20 protein-coding genes are annotated in these 17,679 nt (G+C 43.3%); 9 read left to right on the top strand and 11 right to left on the bottom strand.

Going from position 1 to position 17,679, the window contains the following annotated elements; translation table 11 throughout:
* Nucleotides 1-46 precede the first annotated feature (46 nt).
* Nucleotides 47-457: an HIT family protein gene (locus RG608_RS05095; RefSeq protein ID WP_002893566.1), complete on the top strand. Its 411-nt coding sequence runs from the start codon at nt 47-49 to the stop codon at nt 455-457.
* Between the two features lie 9 nt (nt 458-466).
* Nucleotides 467-754 carry a hypothetical protein gene (locus RG608_RS05090; RefSeq protein ID WP_268687655.1) on the top strand — a complete coding sequence of 96 codons (288 nt, stop codon included), beginning with the start codon at nt 467-469 and terminating at the stop codon, nt 752-754.
* A gap of 121 nt (nt 755-875) precedes the next feature.
* Here RG608_RS05090 and RG608_RS05085 read toward each other — a convergent pair whose 3' ends face one another.
* The 5 genes from RG608_RS05085 to RG608_RS05065 all read right to left on the bottom strand — a co-directional run bounded on the left by RG608_RS05085 (nt 876) and on the right by RG608_RS05065 (nt 5,412).
* Entirely contained in the window at nt 876-2,114 is a 1,239-nt protein-coding gene (locus RG608_RS05085) for an LCP family protein (protein ID WP_268687656.1), read from the bottom strand.
* Between the two features lie 7 nt (nt 2,115-2,121).
* A complete protein-coding gene (locus RG608_RS05080; protein WP_268687657.1) occupies nt 2,122-2,643 on the bottom strand; it encodes a GNAT family N-acetyltransferase in 522 nt (173 codons plus the stop codon).
* The gene (tsaE, locus tag RG608_RS05075) at nt 2,636-3,076 is read right to left on the bottom strand and encodes a tRNA (adenosine(37)-N6)-threonylcarbamoyltransferase complex ATPase subunit type 1 TsaE (protein ID WP_176798422.1); all 441 of its coding nucleotides are present in this window, start codon (nt 3,074-3,076) and stop codon (nt 2,636-2,638) included. The genes RG608_RS05080 and tsaE overlap by 8 nt, the downstream gene beginning before the upstream one ends.
* 139 nt (nt 3,077-3,215) lie before the next feature.
* Complete coding sequence (locus RG608_RS05070; RefSeq protein ID WP_268687658.1) at nt 3,216-4,637, bottom strand: NCS2 family permease; 1,422 nt, start codon at nt 4,635-4,637, stop codon at nt 3,216-3,218.
* Nucleotides 4,638-4,782: 145 nt separating this feature from the next.
* Nucleotides 4,783-5,412 carry a DUF1361 domain-containing protein gene (locus RG608_RS05065; protein ID WP_268687659.1) on the bottom strand — a complete coding sequence of 210 codons (630 nt, stop codon included), beginning with the start codon at nt 5,410-5,412 and terminating at the stop codon, nt 4,783-4,785.
* 96 nt (nt 5,413-5,508) lie between these two features.
* On the opposite strand from RG608_RS05065, the gene RG608_RS05060 reads away from it, so the two are divergent.
* The 6 genes from RG608_RS05060 to RG608_RS05035 all read left to right on the top strand — a co-directional run bounded on the left by RG608_RS05060 (nt 5,509) and on the right by RG608_RS05035 (nt 11,258).
* On the top strand, nt 5,509-6,321 hold the full coding sequence (locus RG608_RS05060) for a Cof-type HAD-IIB family hydrolase (RefSeq protein ID WP_308946636.1): 813 nt from the start codon (nt 5,509-5,511) through the stop codon (nt 6,319-6,321).
* A gap of 217 nt (nt 6,322-6,538) precedes the next feature.
* Nucleotides 6,539-7,558 carry an alcohol dehydrogenase AdhP gene (gene adhP, locus RG608_RS05055; protein WP_268687661.1) on the top strand — a complete coding sequence of 340 codons (1,020 nt, stop codon included), beginning with the start codon at nt 6,539-6,541 and terminating at the stop codon, nt 7,556-7,558.
* Between the two features lie 461 nt (nt 7,559-8,019).
* Entirely contained in the window at nt 8,020-9,015 is a 996-nt protein-coding gene (locus RG608_RS05050) for a PTS sugar transporter subunit IIB (RefSeq protein WP_002893577.1), read from the top strand.
* A gap of 44 nt (nt 9,016-9,059) precedes the next feature.
* Nucleotides 9,060-9,866, top strand: coding sequence for a PTS mannose/fructose/sorbose transporter subunit IIC (locus tag RG608_RS05045; protein WP_002927603.1), 807 nt, complete (start codon nt 9,060-9,062; stop codon nt 9,864-9,866).
* 18 nt (nt 9,867-9,884) lie between these two features.
* Entirely contained in the window at nt 9,885-10,826 is a 942-nt protein-coding gene (locus RG608_RS05040) for a PTS system mannose/fructose/sorbose family transporter subunit IID (RefSeq protein WP_308946635.1), read from the top strand.
* Nucleotides 10,827-10,895: 69 nt separating this feature from the next.
* Entirely contained in the window at nt 10,896-11,258 is a 363-nt protein-coding gene (locus RG608_RS05035; RefSeq protein WP_002927605.1) for a DUF956 family protein, read from the top strand.
* A 184-nt stretch (nt 11,259-11,442) separates the two neighbouring features.
* Here RG608_RS05035 and RG608_RS05030 read toward each other — a convergent pair whose 3' ends face one another.
* The 3 genes from RG608_RS05030 to RG608_RS05020 are packed head-to-tail and all read right to left on the bottom strand — an operon-like array spanning nt 11,443 to nt 13,217.
* Nucleotides 11,443-12,075, bottom strand: a complete 633-nt coding sequence (locus RG608_RS05030) for a GNAT family N-acetyltransferase (RefSeq protein WP_002927606.1) — start codon at nt 12,073-12,075, stop codon at nt 11,443-11,445.
* Nucleotides 12,076-12,088: 13 nt separating this feature from the next.
* Nucleotides 12,089-12,667: an NAD(P)H-dependent oxidoreductase gene (locus RG608_RS05025; protein WP_308946634.1), complete on the bottom strand. Its 579-nt coding sequence runs from the start codon at nt 12,665-12,667 to the stop codon at nt 12,089-12,091.
* Entirely contained in the window at nt 12,660-13,217 is a 558-nt protein-coding gene (locus RG608_RS05020) for a TetR/AcrR family transcriptional regulator (RefSeq protein WP_002927608.1), read from the bottom strand. Before RG608_RS05020 ends, RG608_RS05025 begins: the two co-directional genes overlap by 8 nt.
* Nucleotides 13,218-13,527: 310 nt before the next feature.
* Between RG608_RS05020 and serS the strand changes: the two genes are divergently transcribed.
* Complete coding sequence (gene serS, locus RG608_RS05015) at nt 13,528-14,805, top strand: serine--tRNA ligase (protein WP_002927609.1); 1,278 nt, start codon at nt 13,528-13,530, stop codon at nt 14,803-14,805.
* Nucleotides 14,806-14,925: 120 nt separating this feature from the next.
* Here the strand turns inward: serS and RG608_RS05010 are convergent, their stop codons facing one another.
* From RG608_RS05010 to RG608_RS05000, 3 genes are all read right to left on the bottom strand, one after another.
* The gene (locus RG608_RS05010) at nt 14,926-15,843 is read right to left on the bottom strand and encodes a TDT family transporter (protein WP_002927612.1); all 918 of its coding nucleotides are present in this window, start codon (nt 15,841-15,843) and stop codon (nt 14,926-14,928) included.
* A gap of 72 nt (nt 15,844-15,915) precedes the next feature.
* Nucleotides 15,916-16,980: an acyl-CoA dehydrogenase family protein gene (locus RG608_RS05005; RefSeq protein ID WP_268687662.1), complete on the bottom strand. Its 1,065-nt coding sequence runs from the start codon at nt 16,978-16,980 to the stop codon at nt 15,916-15,918.
* 18 nt (nt 16,981-16,998) lie between these two features.
* Nucleotides 16,999-17,547, bottom strand: coding sequence for a carboxymuconolactone decarboxylase family protein (locus RG608_RS05000; protein ID WP_009659051.1), 549 nt, complete (start codon nt 17,545-17,547; stop codon nt 16,999-17,001).
* Nucleotides 17,548-17,679 lie beyond the last annotated feature (132 nt).

The following is a 17,679-nucleotide window of genomic DNA, read 5'->3' as shown; positions in this document are numbered from 1 at the left end:
ATGGTTCTTATATTATAACAAAATCTAGCGAATAGAGGTACCATTTATGGCTGATTGTATTTTTTGTAAAATTATTGCCGGAGAAATCCCTTCTTCTAAAGTCTATGAAGACGAGAAAGTCCTTGCTTTTCTGGATATTTCCCAGGTAACACCAGGTCATACCTTGGTTGTACCTAAAGAGCATTTCCGAAATGTGCTGGATATGGATGCTGACAGCACCAGTCAGCTCTTCGCTCGCGTACCTGACATTGCTCGAAAGGTGATGAAAGCCACAGGTGCAGCTGGTATGAATATCATCAACAACAACGAAGAAATTGCTGGACAGACTGTCTTTCATACCCATGTGCATTTGGCACCACGCTACAGTGATGCAGATGATCTCAAAATTACTTTCGCAGCCCACGAGCCAGACTTCCCAGCTCTGGCCGAATTAGCTGAGAAGATTGCACAAGCTTAAGGAGGGAATATGAAACTTTCAAATATTTTCCTATTTATCGGTGCCGCAGCAGCCAGTTACAAACTGGTTGAAAACCGTCAAAAAATCCAAGAAGAAATCACTGAAACAACAGATAGTCTAGACAAAGTAAAGGACAGTCTAGCCAATATCCAACGAAATATTGCCATCATTCAAGAGCAAAAAGAGCAAGTCAAAGACATGGCTCAAGATCTTACTTATAAATATAAAGTCCTTGAAAACCAAGCTCAAGTACAGATCCAGCAAATCAAAGACATCTGGGAAAAGTACGAGTCTTGATAGAGAAAAGGTGGGTGATAGGGGAACAATAATTCCAATCAGCCACCACGTCAAGGGCTTTCCGCCATAACCAAAAGAGACCGAGACATTTTGTCCCGGTCTCTTTTGATATTTAACTTTTTTACTCTGTAGCCGAATTGACTACCGGCTGACTTTGCGGAGCGCTGACACTGACATCTGCCGCTGGAGCGGAGGAAGCCGCTGGAGCAACTGGAGTCGTATTCGTAGTCCCAACTGTTGTATCTGTCGTCGGATAAGAGTAATTCTCATAGCCATTATTATAAGTTGGCTGACTATAAGGAGTCTCATAGTTGTTGTTGCTTTCTGCGCTGCTAGATGCACTGCTGCTATTGCTGCTTCTTAGACTGTTGCCGCCCATAATATCTTCATAGAGAACAGCATTGGTTTTCAGACTCTTGACTTTGTCCAAGCCCAGAGACTTGCGGATTAGATTCTGCATACTCAGCAAATGCTCTGATGTCACCAGCTGATAGCTTCCACCGTCAGGCAAGGTCGCATCTTCTCCACGCAGCTGCTCAGACTTAATGTTCTTAAAAGCATCCTGATAGCCTAGCAGTTGGGGAATGCTTTTTGAATCAAGCGCGATATTAGTCTGCATATTGCTGCTAACAGCTTTTAAAATAGCCTGATAATGGCTGACACTGTTGAGACTGAGAACTTTTTCAACCACTTTCTTAATTACTTCACGTTGACGCTTTTGGCGGCCATAGTCACCCTCTGGATCCTGATAACGCATGCGAGCATAGACCAGTGCCTGATCACCATTGATGGTTTGCTTGCCTGGCTCAACCTTAGCAGTATACTCAGGCTCATTATCCTCAATAGAAATTGGGAAGTCAAAGGTATTATTAACCTCAATACCACCTACTGCGTCTACTAGCTGAACCAAGCCCTGCATATTGATCATCACATAGCGGTCGATGTGGATATTCATCAAGCCCTCAATGGTCGAAATGGCTAACTCTGCTCCACCTGTCGCATAGGCTGCATTCAGCTTGGCTTCAACTGTCTGACCGTTCTCATCAATCTGAGTCAGAATATCACGTTCCAAACTCATCATGACCGTTTTCTTGGTCTTTGGATTGACACTCAGAAGAATCATGGTATCGCTGTTCCCGACCCAAGTATCCTCGCGAGATCCGCTCCCTGTATCTACACCCATCAGCAAGATGGTCATGGGCTTAGTCGCAGAAATGACATCTGTCTCATTTCCCAAACCCTTATAAGTCTTGGACAGTTCATCTGTTGACTGACCATAGATCGTCCAAGCATAAGTACCGATACCAGCTGTCGTTACGACAAGGAGGCTGAGAAACATCATTATAATCTTTTTAAACATATCTTTTTTAGTCTATCAGTTTACCCATCAGGTAAACATCAAGAAATATCCCTTCTTTTAAATAGGCTCCTCTTTTTTGTAAGCCTTCAATTTCAAATCCTAAATCTTTATAAAGGTGAACCGCTCGTTCATTTCTAACCTGAACGCTCAATTCCAAACGTCTAATATCCTGAGAATCTTCTGCCCAAGTCAGTGCCTCTTCCAGCAGTATGCGTCCCAGTCCTTGATCCCAGAAAGCTTTCTTCACAACAACAAAGACTTGACCAATATGGCGAATTCGCTCATGGAAATCAGCTGTGATGCTGACAAGGCCAGCAATCTCACCATTTAAAAGCGCCAACAGATAAAGCTGATTACTAGAAGCAACCTGATGCTCAATGAATGAAGCCATCTCCTCTTGATTCATCAAAATTCCAGCTTCATCCAGCGTCATATAATCTGACTCAGATCCAACCTGATTGAGGAAGGCAATCAGCTCAGCAGCATCCGTTTTTTCCGCTTCACGCAAGCATAATTCATATTCAGTCATTCTGCAGTCCCTCAAACAACTCTTGGGCTCGCTTTCCTTTGGCTTCAAAAACCAATTCACGCCCGTCTTCCTTTTTCAAGAGGCTTAATTTGAGATAGTCTTCAGGCAGATTTTCTCCCAGCAACTCTCCCCATTCAATGACCGTCACGCCTTCCCCGAAGAGAAAGTCATCCAAATCAATGGAGTCTGGATCGTCTCCAATGCGATAGACATCCAGATGATAGAGTGGCAAGCGCCCCTCATATTCCCGAACAATGGTATAGGTTGGACTTTTAATCATCTGACTGATACCCAAACCTAGAGCCAGACCCTTGGTAAAGGTTGTCTTCCCTGCTCCTAAATCTCCCGTTAAAACCAGTACATCCCCTGCCTGAAGCAATTTGCCCAGGCGCTGGCCCCACTGGATTAATTCTTCTTCATTATGACTAAACATTCTCTTATTATACCAGAAAAAAATTTTTTCTGCTTAATTTTGCAAAAGAAAAATCAGCTAGGAAAAGCTGATTTTTTATACCAAAAACGTATCCTATACAAAGGGTACTAAAATCAAGGAAATCCAGCAATGTTTAAGCCTAATTTAAAGCCAGATTTACGAAATTCAAAATAAATAGAAGATCCAAAATCCAAATCATAGAATGCACATCCTTGGCTTGACCTTTGAAGACTTTGACCAAGGTGTAGGTGATAAATCCAGCTGCTATCCCGTGAGTGATAGAATAGGCAAATCCCATAAAAATAGAAGTAAAGAAAGCTGGGATGGCCTCTGCCATATCATCCCAATGGATATTTTTCAGACTAGCTAGCATCATAATCCCAACAATAATCAGAATCGGTGCAGTTGCAGCGTTGGGAACAATGGCTAAGAGCGGGCTAAAGAAACTTGACACCGCAAAGCAGATAGCTACGACCAAGGCGGTCAGACCCGTTCGGCCGCCAGCTCCGATACCAGCTGCAGACTCCACATAAGTCGTCACGTTAGAGGTTCCAGCAATGGCTCCGATAGAGGTCCCGATGAGGTCTGCATAAAGAGCCTTATCCAGACCTTCTGATTCATGGTTTTCCCCAGAAGTTGCCACAATCCCGACCTTTTCACCAGTACCGATTAAGGTACCAATGGTATCAAAAATATCTGTCAAAGAGAAAGCCAGAATGGCCATACACGTCTGAGGCCAGCGAGCCGAATCTGCTAAGAGGGCACCCAGACCTTTCGGACCTACTGCCACCCCAAAAATCTGTCCCAATTCACTAACAGCAGTGCCAATGTTATTCTGCCCAAAGTCAATAGCTGACAAATCAACCAAGCCAACCAGAATAGCTACAACTGTCGTTACCAGAATAGATAGGATAACTCCACCCTTGATATTTTTCACGATAAAGAAGATTGTGATGGCCAAACCGACCAAGGCTACGATGACCGCTGGATTGTTAAAGTCTACCAGACCGGGAGTTGCTGCCGAATTAGCCGTAATAGCCGCTGCAGCCTTATCTGCTCCCTTGCCAGCTACTGTATAATTGCCTGGATCGATTGAAAACTTGAGCAAGCCAGCATTTTTAATACCTACATAGGCCAGAAAGACCCCAATACCTGCTGAAATAGCTGCGCGCAAGGAGCCTGGAATTGACTCGATAATCATCTTGCGCACCTTGGTCAGAGTGATAATGAGCGAAATAATCCCACAGATAAAGACCATAGCCAAGGCTTCCTGCCAAGTGTAGCCCAAGGCAAAGACAACCGTGAACGTGAAAAAGGCATTCAAGCCCATACCCGGTGCCTGCGCATAGGGCAAGTTGGCAAAGAAAGCCATCATCAAGGTACCTGCAACAGCCCCGATAATCGTAGCTAGGAAAACTCCCTGCTTAGGCATACCTGTCTGAGCCAGCATAGCGGGATTGACGAATAAAATGTAGGACATGGCAAAGAAAGTCGTCAGACCAGCCAAAACCTCTGTCCGGACATCTGTCCCTTTTTCGGTCAGTTTGAAAAATTTATCCATTTTCCAATAAATCTCCTTTTAAGTAAAATTTCTAATATCTAGTTCAATAACAAAGAAAAACAGATTGAATTTCATTTATTTACGAACGATGATTTAAATTATAATAAAAAACATTCACTTTTTCAAGATGAATGTCTCGCTTTTCTTATTTTTTATTATCTCTCATCAGAAATACCAAACTCATAAACTGCAAAAAAGTAAAACCAAGAATGAAAGGCAGACGATCAGGCTGCAAAGTTTGCAAGAGCTTCTGTAGAACCAGCTGAGGATGAAGCAATAAATCCCAGCTATTGAGGCGATTATAACGTCCTATGTAGATAGCCAGACTAGACACAGCCGACAGAGCAGCCGTCAGCAACAAGTCTAAATACCAGTTAAGCTTCCAGCGTTCCTTGATGACATACCAACTCTCCATACCACAGAAAATTCCGAATAAAATACTGGAAACAAAAGCTAAAAAGAGCAGGAAAACACTTGGCTTACTCAGAACATCTGCCACCCAAGTCATATGGATCAAATCAGTAATCATATAGAAAGTGTTGGGGAAGAAAAGCAACCACAAGAGGAAAAGAAGAGGATATACCCACTTCTGCTTCTTAAATAAAAGTGTCAAGACAGCTGCATCATAGCTGATTAAGGCCAAGGTCATATTCCAGATTAGATAGGTCGGACCGCCATTTAGAGATTGGATATAGATAAAAAAGGCAATCATCAGAAAAAGAGCATGAATCATGATTGGTTTACGCATACGAAAAGCTCCTCCTTGGTGTGTCATAATTGTGACGGATTAGAGCACCATTATAACATAAGTCGTGTTATTTACACTGAATTCTGTTATAATAGTCTGTATTATCACTGAAAAGAGACTCACATGACAAAAAAAGTAATCGCTGTGGACTTGGACGGAACCTTGCTGGATTCTAACAGCAATTTGTCTGACTTCACCAAAGAAACCATTAAAAAAATTTCCCAAAAGGGCCACAAGGTCATTATCACAACAGGCCGGCCCTACCGCATGGCTTTGAAATATTATAAAGAATTAGAGCTCAATACGCCCATGATCAACTTCAATGGCTCTCTGACTCACATTCCAGAAAAGAAATGGGACTTTGAAAAATCGCTGACGCTGGACAAGTCCTTTCTGCTGGATATGGTTAAGCGCAGGGATGAGATTGAAGCTGATTTCATTGCCGGCGAATACCGCAATAAATTCTATATCACCAATCCCAATGAAGAAATCGCTGATCCCAAGCTCTTTGGCATCGATGCTTTCAAACCTGAAAACCAGTTTCAAGCCAATCTGGTAACGGAGAATCCTAACGCCATTCTCCTGCAGACCCGAGCAGCTGACAAATATGCTCTGGCAGAGGAAATGAATGCTTTTTACCAGCATGAACTTTCTATTAACTCTTGGGGCGGGCCACTCAACATCCTAGAGTGTGCTCCCAAGGGTGTCAATAAGGCCTTTGCCCTTCAGTACCTACTTAATATTCTCAATGTAGACCGTAAAAATCTGATTGCCTTTGGCGATGAACAAAATGATACTGAGATGCTGTCCTTTGCTGGCACTGGCTATGCCATGAAAAATGCGAATATTGACCTTCTTCCATACGCTGACCAGCAGTTATCTTTGACCAATGACCAAGATGGCGTCGCCTACGAGCTCAACAAACTCTTTTTATAAAAATAGACAATTAGACAAACTCTGTTCGAGAGTTTGTCTTTTATTTTTTTCTTCCCTCAAACTCCGTTAGTTGCAAAAAGCTTTAAAAATAGGAGTTTATCAGCTATGTCAGAATATTAGAGTGAATCCACGCTTAGTTTTGTAAGCGTTTGCCGTTTGTTTGAGTTTGTGATATAATTAACATAATCAAAAACTAAATAACAGGAGGAAACTACTTATGAAAGCAGTTGTTGTAAATCCAGAGGGAACTAATGTCCAACTCGTTGAAAATAAAGAAATGCGTCCGCTTGAAACAGGGGAAGCTCTCGTTGACATCGAATATTGCGGTGTCTGCCATACGGACCTGCACGTCGCGCACGGTGACTTTGGCAAGGTGCCGGGCCGAGTTCTTGGTCACGAAGGTATTGGTATTGTAAAAGAAATCGCTCCAGATGTAAAAAGTCTCAAGGTCGGAGACCGCGTCAGTGTCGCTTGGTTCTTTGAAGGCTGCGGCGCTTGTGAATACTGTACAACTGGTCGCGAAACCCTTTGCCGTACAGTAAAAAATGCCGGCTATTCTGTCGATGGTGGGATGGCAGAGCAATGTATCGTAACAGCTGACTACGCTGTCAAAGTCCCTGAAGGACTCGATCCCGCCCAAGCTTCTTCTATCACTTGTGCCGGTGTAACCACCTACAAGGCTATCAAAGAAGCCCAGCTGCAACCAGGCCAATGGACAGTTATCTTTGGAGCAGGTGGATTGGGTAACCTAGCGGTTCAATATGCCAAGAAAGTCTTTAATGCCCATGTTGTCGCTGTTGATATCAACAATGATAAGCTAGTTTTGGCCAAAGAAGTTGGTGCTGATATCGTCATCAACGGCCATGAAGTTGAAGATGTCGCTGCTCTTATCCAAGAAAAAACTGGCGGTGCGCATTCTGCCATAGTAACAGCCGTTTCTAAAGTTGCCTTCAACCAAGCGGTGGACTCTGTTCGTGCTGGCGGTCGGGTAGTTGCCGTTGGATTGCCATCTGAAATGATGGACCTCAGCATTGTCAAAACCGTTTTAGATGGTATCCAAGTCATCGGTTCCCTCGTTGGTACGCGCAAGGACTTGGAAGAAGCCTTCCAGTTTGGTGCTGAAGGATTAGTGGTTCCTGTCGTTCAAAAACGCCCTGTTTCAGATGCTGTGGATGTCTTTGACGAAATGGAAGCGGGTACCATTCAGGGACGTATGGTACTTGACTTCACACACTAATGCTTTAAAGCATGTCAGTCCCAACATTTACAAAACTCTTGGAAACGTATGGTGGACAGACTTGATATTATTTAGAAACTTTTGCCATTATAGAGGGAGACTAAAGACATAAGACGCGACTTTTTGTCTTTGGTCCTCCTTTTTCTTTTTTGATAAATAAACACTTTCTCAAACAAAATTCTCTTCTGTCATTTCAAAAGTCTCTTTCATATTATTTCAATCTTTTTCATATATTAATCTATTGTATTTTCTATTTTCCTAATTTATTAAAACATTTCTATAGCTAAGGTTTGCTTATACTTATATTTATCAGGGTTTCAGCAAATACTGACATTTTTGAAAGAAAAAGTCGTTTTTTAGGAACAAACGCTTGCATTTTTCATGAAAACGTTTTATAATAAACTTGCCTTAAAGTTTTCTTAAAACTTAAGTCAAACATTTTATAAGGAGGAATGTCAATAATGAGTATCGGAATCATTATTGCTAGCCACGGTGAATTTGCTGCTGGTATTCATCAATCAGGTTCTATGATTTTCGGTGAGCAGGAAAAAGTACAAGTTGTAACTTTCATGCCCAACGAAGGACCAGATGATCTCTATGCAAAGTTCAATGACGCTGTGGCTTCGTTTGATGCGGACGATGAAGTGTTGGTCTTGGCTGACCTTTGGAGTGGCTCTCCATTCAACCAAGCTAGCCGTGTCATGGGTGAAAATCCAGACCGCAAGTTCGCTATCATTACAGGCTTGAACCTGCCTATGCTGATTCAAGCTTATACAGAAAGGATGATGGATGCCAACGCTGGCGTCGAAGCTGTTGTTGCTAACATCATCAAAGAAGCCAAGGAAGGAGTCAAAGCTCTGCCTGAAGAGCTGAACCCTGCTGCTGAAGAAGCAAATGCTCCTGCTGCAGCTGCTCCAGTTGCCCAAGCAGCAATCCCTGAAGGGACTGTAATCGGTGACGGCAAGCTCAAAATCAACCTTGCCCGGATCGACACACGCTTGCTGCACGGTCAGGTAGCAACAGCTTGGACGCCAGATTCAAAAGCAGATCGTATTATCGTTGCTTCTGACTCAGTAGCTCAAGACGAACTTCGTAAAGAATTGATTAAGCAAGCTGCACCAGGTAATGTCAAAGCCAATGTTGTCCCAATCGACAAATTGATTGCTGTTTCAAAAGACCCTCGCTTTGGCAACACTCATGCCTTGATTCTGTTTGAAACTCCTCAAGACGCCCTTCGTGCTGTTGAAGGCGGTGTGCCAATCAAGACCCTTAATGTCGGTTCTATGGCTCACTCAACTGGTAAAACAATGGTCAACAACGTACTGTCAATGGATAAGGAAGACGTTGCCACTTATGAAAAGCTTCGTGACCTTGGCGTTGAATTTGACGTACGTAAAGTACCAAATGACTCTAAAAAAGATTTGTTTGATTTGATTAAGAAAGCCAACGTGCAGTAGAATCAAACGTTTTGCTTTTATTAATTTAGGAAAGGATTTAGAACATGTCTATTATTTCTATGGTTTTAGTAGTCTTTGTTGCCTTCTTAGCTGGCCTAGAAGGTATCTTGGACCAATTCCAATTCCACCAACCGCTGGTTGCTTGTACCTTGATTGGACTGGTAACTGGTAATTTGGCAGCCGGTGTTATGCTTGGTGGCTCTCTCCAGCTGATCGCTCTTGGCTGGGCTAATATCGGAGCTGCTGTAGCACCTGATGCTGCCCTCGCTTCTGTTGCCGCTGCCATCATCATGGTACTGGGTGGAGACTTCTCAAGCAAAGGAATCGCTGTAGCACAAGGTGTTGCTATTCCACTTGCTGTTGCTGGTCTCTTCTTGACTATGATTGTCCGTACTTTGTCAGTCGGTTTGGTTCACGGTGCAGATGCTGCTGCGAAAAAAGGCGACATCAAAGGCGTTGAACGCGCTCACTTTATCGCTCTCTTCATGCAAGGAGCACGTATTGCTATCCCTGCAGCACTTCTTTTGATGATTCCTGCTGAGTCTGTTAAAGCTGCTCTTGAAGCTATGCCAGCTTGGCTATCAGAAGGTATGCAAATCGGTGGTGGTATGGTCGTAGCCGTTGGTTATGCCATGGTTATCAACATGATGGCAACTCGTGAAGTATGGCCATTCTTCGCTATTGGTTTCGCTTTGGCTGCTGTCAGCGAACTCACTCTGATTGCCCTTGGTGCAATTGGTGTCGCTATCGCTCTCATCTACCTTGCCCTGTCTAAAAAAGGCGGAAATGGTAGCGGTGGAGCAACAGCTTCATCTAACGATCCAATCGGCGACATCCTAGAAGACTACTAAGAAAGGAGACACACTATCATGACAGAATTAAATACTGTAAAACCTGATGAGTCAGGAAAATTGACTCTTTCAAAGGCTGACCGTCAAAAAGTTTGGTGGCGTTCTACTTTCTTGCAAGGTTCTTGGAACTACGAACGTATGCAAAACTTGGGCTGGGCTTATTCACTGATTCCAGCTATTAAGAAACTTTATACTAAAAAAGAAGATCAAGCTGCTGCTCTTGAGCGTCACTTGGAATTCTTCAACACTCACCCGTATGTTGCAGTTCCAATCATCGGAGTTACACTTGCGCTTGAAGAAGAAAAAGCAAATGGTGCAGCAATTGACGATGCGGCTATCCAAGGGGTTAAAATCGGTATGATGGGACCTCTGGCTGGTATCGGAGACCCTGTCTTCTGGTTCACAGTTCGTCCTATCCTTGGTGCACTTGGGGCATCTCTTGCTTTGACTGGAAATATCATTGGTCCACTTATCTTCTTCTTAGCTTGGAATGCTATCCGGATGGCTTTCCTCTGGTACACACAAGAATTGGGCTACAAGGCTGGTTCTGAAATCACTAAGGACATGTCTGGTGGTATCCTTCAAGACATTACCAAAGGTGCTTCAATTCTAGGTATGTTTATCTTGGCTGTTCTGGTTGAGCGCTGGGTATCTATTAAGTTTGTCTTTAACGTTTCATCTGTTAAGCTAGATGATAAAGCATATATCCATTGGGACAAATTGTCTAGTGGCTATAAGGGTATCCAAGAAGCCTTTGCTCAAGTAGGTCAAGGACTATCTCAAACCCCTGAAAAAGTTACAACTTTCCAACAAAACTTGGATTCCTTGATTCCTGGTTTGATGGGACTGCTTCTAACTTTCGCTTGTATGTGGTTGCTTAAGAAGAAAGTATCCCCTATCACTATCATCATCGCCCTCTTTGTAGTTGGTGTACTAGCTCACGTTGCTGGTTTGATGTAATCAAAAAGAAGGTTTCGGCCTTCTTTTTATTGTGGTATAATAGCTATATTATCTAAAAGGGAGTACTCTATGGCACAGTCACAAAACAAAACAGTTGAGTTTAATACCACTGGCGTATCCTATCTTGGATTAGGCGGAAAGGTTGGGAAATTTTTAATCGGCGAGACAGCTCTGGAGTTTTACGCTGATGCCAATGTAGAAGACTATATCCAGCTGCCTTGGACTAGCATCACTGCTATCGGTGCCAATGTTTCTGGCAAGAAAGTCAGCCGCCACTTTGAAATCTGGACTGACAAAGGGAAGTTTCTCTTTGCCTCCAAAGACTCTGGTAAGATTCTCAAAATTGCGCGGGAGCATATCGGCAATGACAAAGTAGTTAGATTGCCGACTCTGTTACAAAAAATTGCTGGAACCTTTAAGAAGAAAAAATAAGGTTGAAAAAGTTTCAACCTTATTTTTTATATTTTCGACTAAGACAAAGACTGCTTGTATCAACAAAATGGAGCTAGCACAAAAATTGGAAAGTGAAACAATCTGAGAATGCACTATTTCAGCCCCTTGAAATGATAGGGTGGGGTAAGCTAACATTATCAATGCAAGACCGCATCATTAGATTTTAAAAAGTATAAACATCAGCTAAATTTTTCTCGAAAGTCCATGTCTTGACACCTTCAACATCACGGACATCTAGTTGTTTAAATCCGTTCTTTTTGTAAAAATGACAGTTGCTTTCTGTATGAGTAATCAAAGTAAGCCGCTGACATTTCTCTTCTTTGGCAAGTAGCTCAAGTCCCTTTGAGATAAAAAGACCGCCAACTCCCTGTCCTTGATAATCAGGAAGCACACCCAGTAGTTCAAGATAAAGAGTTGAAACACCCCTTTTCTTAGCTTCTTTACTGCCCTCCCCAAAGACTTTTTGAAAGGCTAAAAGCTGGGGAATATATTGCCACATCCTCCATGCTCCTGCCCGCAAAAAGGAAAGTATACCGACAGGATGGCTACCGAGCTTATGAATAGTAGCGACCGCCATAAGACGTCCGTCCACTTCAGCAAGTAGGCAAATATGATGACGCATCGCCGCCTTAACCATAACTGCATGCAATCTATTTAGAAAATCAATATAAGACTGGCTGCTGCCAAAGAGAGGACGGAATTTTTCTCTGTAGACCTCATGCTCAGCAAAAGCAGCAGTTAAAACCGAGACCGCAGCAGCAAGATCCCTTTCATCTGCTCTTCTAAAACGAATCATGATAACTACCTCTTCAAATCTTTTCTGCTAGTTTTTCTAAAAAAGCCTGCCGTTTTTCAGCTGTAGACTGAGAAATATTCCCGAAATTTAACCAACGGCGCTGTCTAGCTCCGATAGACTTAAAGGTATGGCCCAACATAGCTTTCTTGACGACGTCACCACAGAAATACTTAAGATAGAAGGTCGGTGCTGCAGAGGTAGTAATAGCCAATACCTCTTTAATATTGGTCAGACAACCAACTAACTGGCGAGTCTTCGTCTCCTCGTAAATCTTATTTTTCAAAAAGACCTTATCTTCAAAGCCTTTGACAATAGCTGGCATATCTGCCCACCAGATAGGAAAAATTATGATAAGGCGGTCACAGGATGCAAGAGCTTCCTGATATTTTAAAACCAGCGGGTCTAGTGCCTGCCCTTTATTAAAAAGCGCTAGCTCTTCCTTGGTATAGACAGGATTAAAACCATCCTCATAAAGATCAATCAGCTCATAGGTCTGACCTTTCTTCTCCAACAAGTCCTGAACCTGCTCTAAAATAGCATGGTTAAAGCTTTTATCATAGGGATGTGCATAAACAATGAGATTTTTAATCATGTTTGTAACCTCCTAGTAAATCATTGAACATTGAGCGATAGATTTCCTCATCAAAAGGCTCCAAGCCTTTAGCAATAAAATGGCCATAGCCTGTGATGAAGGTATCCAGCTTGAGCAAGAGAATCTTTTTCTCTTTCTGACTCTCAATAGGCAGCCTATCCAGATAAGCCACCGTCTTATTCCCGATTTCCAGAAGCTCACCTTTCCGGTAAGCCTCTGTCGCCACAGGGCTGAAAAAGAGAAAATCCATCATCTGACTGTTAGTCTTATATTCCGATAAAAGAAAGAGTCCTATCTGCCAAATGCAATCCAAAGGAGCAGAGACTCCATCTAGATACTGCTCCTCTAAACGCTTAAGCTGCTTCTGGTTTTCCAAAAGACAGACCTGATAATAAAGATCCTCCTTATTCTCAAAAGCCTTGTAAAAAGCACCAGTCGTAACCCCCAGCAGAGATGCCAGTTTCCTCAGGGGGATATTCTGATAGCCATATTCTCTGATAAGCTGGCTTGCCTTCTCAATCATACGGTCGCGCGTTGTTTGTTTTACCATAAGAACTCCTTTAGGTAACAACGTTACCTTTATTTAAAGATAACATAGTTATCTTTTTCTGTCAAGATTTTTCCTATCCTGGGATTTACATTTTCCGGAAAATCCTGTATAATAGTCGAAACGGATAAGTACTATTGGGCACTTTTCAGAAAGTCTGCGGTGGCTGTGAGCAGATAAGAAGAAAATAGGAAATTCTACCGTTAGTTTAAAAATGAATAATTAAGCAAGTGCACTTTAGTGAAGTTGGATGGAACCGCGGCTCTGCCGCTCCAACAGTTTCATAAAGTGTTTTTTATTTTTGGAGGTACCTATGTTAGATCTAAAACGCATCCGTACGGACTTTGATTCAGTCGCTGAAAAATTGGCCAACCGTGGAGTCGATGCAGCTACACTCAATCAAATGAAATCTATTGATGAAGAGCGACGAGATTTATTGGTCAAGGTTGAGGCACTAAAGGCAGAGCGCAATACTGTTTCTGCTGAAATTGCCCAAGCTAAACGCAATAAAGAAAATGCAGATGACAAGATTGCTGCCATGCAAAAACTTTCTGCTGAAGTCAAGAACTTAGACGCAACCTTGGCTGAGCTAGACGCTAAGTTGACTGAATTCACTACCACTCTGCCTAATATCCCGCACGAAAGTGTTCCTGTCGGAGCAGACGAGGACGAAAATGTCGAAGTTCGTCGCTGGGGGACACCGCGCGAATTTGACTTTGAAGCTAAGGCTCACTGGGATTTAGGTGAAGACTTGGACATCTTGGACTGGGAGCGTGGAGCAAAAGTTACTGGTGCTCGCTTCCTCTTCTATAAGGGCTTGGGAGCAAGACTTGAGCGTGCTATCTACAATTTTATGCTGGACGAACATGGCAAAGAAGGCTATACAGAAGTCATCACTCCCTATATGGTCAACCATGATTCTATGTTTGGGACTGGGCAATATCCTAAGTTCAAAGAAGATACGTTTGAGCTAAGCGATACCAACTTCGTTCTGATTCCAACTGCTGAAGTTCCGCTGACCAACTACTATCGAGACGAAATTCTAGACGGCAAAGAATTGCCAATCTACTTCACAGCTATGAGTCCGTCATTTCGCTCTGAAGCTGGCTCTGCTGGTCGTGACACGCGCGGTCTCATCCGTCTGCACCAATTCCACAAGGTTGAAATGGTGAAATTTGCCAAGCCAGAAGAATCTTATCAAGAGCTGGAAAAGATGACTGCCAACGCTGAAAACATCCTGCAAAAGCTGAATTTACCTTACCGCGTTGTAGCACTCTGTACCGGAGATATGGGCTTCTCGGCTGCTAAGACCTACGACTTGGAAGTTTGGATTCCTGCTCAGAACACCTACCGTGAAATCTCTAGTTGCTCAAACACAGAAGATTTCCAAGCTCGTCGAGCTCAAATCCGCTACCGTGACGAAGCAGATGGCAAGGTCAAACTCCTTCATACTCTCAACGGTTCTGGACTGGCTGTCGGACGCACAGTAGCAGCTATCTTAGAAAATTACCAAAACGAAGATGGCTCTGTGACTATCCCAGAGGTTCTGCGTCCGTACATGGGTGGCTTAGAAGTCATCACGCCAAAATAAAAATCAGATTATTCTGATACTTTGCCTGTATCATTAGGTCTAAGTTCAGACTTATTTTGCTAAAATTAAAAAAATCCGAGATCAACTCAGAGAGAATCAAAAACAGATTTTCAAAGAGTATCATCTCGGATTTTTTGTTATCTTTCTGGCTCGCAATGAGACTGCATAGTAAAAACAAACATAGAGGACGATTACGAAAGCTAGCAGAGCTTCTGCGTGGCTTAGCCAAACAAGCCAGGTCCAACCTAGATAATCAAGTCCCAGTTTCAGGGCAAAAGCTGTATTGACAAGAGGAAAGGTCAAAGCTGACCAGCTAAGCTGAGGCCCCAGTCGGAAAATGCGAGGTAAAAGCCATAGGACCAAGAGATAAAAGCCCTGCGATAAGAGGAGAAGCAAGGCAACAAACCAACCTTCTGCATCAGAACCAGCCAAACGGATATAGCTTCCCAGCAGGAGCGAGAAAGGCGCACAGTAAATGCCCCACTGCGGCTTTAAAGCATCAGGCAGTCTTTGTGACCGCCTAACCTTGTAAAACAAGGGATAGAGAATCAAACTCAGTAGCAGAGCAAAAAACCAAGCCAAATAGCCCAAAAACGGCTGATGAACGACACCCTGAGTCAAGCTTGCCATGGCTAATCCAACATATAGGACCGTCCAGCTCGGGGTCAAAGATAACCTCTCAGCCTTAAGCACATACTTCCAAGTAAAGATAGCTATTAGAACAATATGCAGCAGCAAGGCAAAGTACCAAAGCAGCTGACCCATCCAAAGTAAACCAAGCTTGCTTAGGTAAGAAGCTAAAAGCATACTAGCCATAGGATAAGTCGCAAAGCTCGATAAGAAAGGGGCCTTTTGCAAATCTTGCCGATAGTCCGAAAATGACAGCACTAAAGCCAGTGTCAGATAAAGCCAAAGTATCAAAGCCAGACCATTCAAGAAGTGGAAAAAGATAGAGTGGTAGTTCAGTAAAAGATTACCTAAACCAAATAGGCCTAGAATCAACCCAGATAAGAGGATGGGCGGTCGTTTGCTGTTCACGAAGCAACTCCTTTATAGTAATGTCTTGAAGTCCCTTTTCAATGACAATCAAATGTTTGTTTGCCATCATTTCTATGAAACTTCTAAAATATGCCGCAGCTGGACTGCACTCGGTGAGACAATGGGAAGAAAAGCTCCTTCGTTCCAACGGCGGATAAAGCCAGAAGTCGAATTACTCAAATACCCTCTGCCTCCACTAGCCTGCAGCTCCAAGAGCAGACTTTGGGCTACCACATCAACTATATCAATTCGCAGCTGGAAGAGCTCCTTAGGACGCTCAACAAAATAACCAGGCCGGAGAAGACCTCTATAGAGCTGATCCTGGATCGCAGTCAGAGCAGCCACTTGCTCCTCCCACTCCTCTCTCAAAATAGAGCGGACTGACAGATTAGCTTCGACCTCCGCCAGCGATTTCTCTGCTAGGCCAAGAGCCAGACCAAACTGATAACCGAGAAAAGCTGGGCGATTTTCTGCCAAAAATTCCAGGGCATCTTGTGCAAGAATCCATTCCTCTTGCAAAGGCACATGGTTAAAGGTCAGGGCAGCTGTATTTCCTCCTTGTAGAGATACAAACTCTAAATCCGCTGAACGGGAAAAATTCTCTGCGTCAGATGGCACAGCCAGAACCAGCGGCTGGTGGCTCCCGTCTTCGAAACCAGCAACAAATATGCTGAGGAAGCGATCCGCGCGAGCATTGGTTACCCAAGGCAGACGCCCCTTGAGATAAAGATTCCCGTCTTCTTCTACAATAGAGACATTTAACTCCTCTAGGTCCGACAGGAATTTGACAGCATTGGACAGGGCTGTCGCACCTGCATATTCTCCTGACAGAAGCCCTTCCAAATAGTGGTCTCTAAAGTAGGGATTAGCAGACTTTAAGACGTTATCAATAAAGGTTCTTTGCCCCCAAGAGATAAAGGAAGCGGTCAAGGAATGGTGAGCCAGCTCCTTGAGCACTTCAATCACATCCGTATCATTGCCACCTCGGCCTCCTAGCTCTTCTGGAACTCCAACCCGAAAGGCTCCTTCAGCAGCGATACGCTCAATCAATTGATTGCCTGCTGCACAGGATTCTTTGTCAATTTGGTCAGCGTGGTCATCCAACCAGTTGATAAACTCTTCTGAAAAAAATGTCATTTGCCACCTCCTCAAAGACTAGGCATAAGGCTGCAATTCCGGATTAATTGGCGTGTTGGCCAGATTATTGGCATAATTGCAAAGGGTCGCAAGGCTGACACCCAGAACTACATCCAGAGCATTCTCATGCGTATAGCCTGCTTCTAGGAAGTCTGCTAACGCCTCATCTCCGACCCGTCCCTTAGTATTAATGACAGCAATGGTAAATTTAGCAAGCGTATCTAGCTTCGGATCTGTATCAATCGGAGTACGATTGCGCAGAGCCTCCAAAAGATCATCATTCATTTGAATCTGCTTGATTGAAAAAGCTGTATGACCCGCTACACAGAAAGCGCAACCGTTGGTAACTGCAGCCGTTATCTGCACTACTTCACGCTCAGTCGGTGTCAGGCTGTTACGGCGATTGATGGCTCCAACCGTCCGATATGTTTCCAAAGCCGTTGGCGCATTGGCTAAAAGACCGATAAGATTGGGAATGTAGCCACCGTTATCTTTTTGAACAGTTTCCAGGACTTCTTTTACCTCGGCTGGTGCGGACTCAATCGTGTGGATAGTAAATTCTGACATATGAAACCTCATTTCTTTTAATTAGAAACTATCTTAACATAGGATCAATAGCTTGTATAATATATATTTTATATAAGTCCTATAAAGAGAATATAATGCGATTTTTCAAACTAAAATATATTTCCCTCGTAA

The sequence above is a fragment of the Streptococcus sp. IsoGale022 genome (assembly GCF_031142805.1).
Classification (GTDB): domain Bacteria; phylum Bacillota; class Bacilli; order Lactobacillales; family Streptococcaceae; genus Streptococcus; species Streptococcus sanguinis_A.
Note: the sequence above shows the minus strand (reverse complement) of the source record. Positions and strands in the feature narration are given on the sequence as shown.

Excerpts from the sequence above, each read along its gene's own strand:
- RG608_RS05050 (WP_002893577.1), top strand. The coding sequence starts at position 8,020 with ATGAGTATCGGAATCATTATTGCTAGCCACGGTGAATTTGCTGCTGGT.
- RG608_RS05025 (WP_308946634.1), bottom strand. The coding sequence starts at position 12,667 with ATGATTAAAAATCTCATTGTTTATGCACATCCCTATGATAAAAGCTTT.
- RG608_RS05085 (WP_268687656.1), bottom strand. The coding sequence starts at position 2,114 with ATGTTTAAAAAGATTATAATGATGTTTCTCAGCCTCCTTGTCGTAACG.
- RG608_RS05030 (WP_002927606.1), bottom strand. The coding sequence starts at position 12,075 with ATGATTCGTTTTAGAAGAGCAGATGAAAGGGATCTTGCTGCTGCGGTC.
- RG608_RS05035 (WP_002927605.1), top strand. The coding sequence starts at position 10,896 with ATGGCACAGTCACAAAACAAAACAGTTGAGTTTAATACCACTGGCGTA.
- adhP (WP_268687661.1), top strand. The coding sequence starts at position 6,539 with ATGAAAGCAGTTGTTGTAAATCCAGAGGGAACTAATGTCCAACTCGTT.
- RG608_RS05095 (WP_002893566.1), top strand. The coding sequence starts at position 47 with ATGGCTGATTGTATTTTTTGTAAAATTATTGCCGGAGAAATCCCTTCT.
- RG608_RS05040 (WP_308946635.1), top strand. The coding sequence starts at position 9,885 with ATGACAGAATTAAATACTGTAAAACCTGATGAGTCAGGAAAATTGACT.
- RG608_RS05065 (WP_268687659.1), bottom strand. The coding sequence starts at position 5,412 with ATGACACACCAAGGAGGAGCTTTTCGTATGCGTAAACCAATCATGATT.
- RG608_RS05090 (WP_268687655.1), top strand. The coding sequence starts at position 467 with ATGAAACTTTCAAATATTTTCCTATTTATCGGTGCCGCAGCAGCCAGT.
- RG608_RS05005 (WP_268687662.1), bottom strand. The coding sequence starts at position 16,980 with ATGACATTTTTTTCAGAAGAGTTTATCAACTGGTTGGATGACCACGCT.
- RG608_RS05080 (WP_268687657.1), bottom strand. The coding sequence starts at position 2,643 with ATGACTGAATATGAATTATGCTTGCGTGAAGCGGAAAAAACGGATGCT.
- tsaE (WP_176798422.1), bottom strand. The coding sequence starts at position 3,076 with ATGTTTAGTCATAATGAAGAAGAATTAATCCAGTGGGGCCAGCGCCTG.
- RG608_RS05070 (WP_268687658.1), bottom strand. The coding sequence starts at position 4,637 with ATGGATAAATTTTTCAAACTGACCGAAAAAGGGACAGATGTCCGGACA.
- serS (WP_002927609.1), top strand. The coding sequence starts at position 13,528 with ATGTTAGATCTAAAACGCATCCGTACGGACTTTGATTCAGTCGCTGAA.
- RG608_RS05020 (WP_002927608.1), bottom strand. The coding sequence starts at position 13,217 with ATGGTAAAACAAACAACGCGCGACCGTATGATTGAGAAGGCAAGCCAG.
- RG608_RS05060 (WP_308946636.1), top strand. The coding sequence starts at position 5,509 with ATGACAAAAAAAGTAATCGCTGTGGACTTGGACGGAACCTTGCTGGAT.
- RG608_RS05000 (WP_009659051.1), bottom strand. The coding sequence starts at position 17,547 with ATGTCAGAATTTACTATCCACACGATTGAGTCCGCACCAGCCGAGGTA.
- RG608_RS05045 (WP_002927603.1), top strand. The coding sequence starts at position 9,060 with ATGTCTATTATTTCTATGGTTTTAGTAGTCTTTGTTGCCTTCTTAGCT.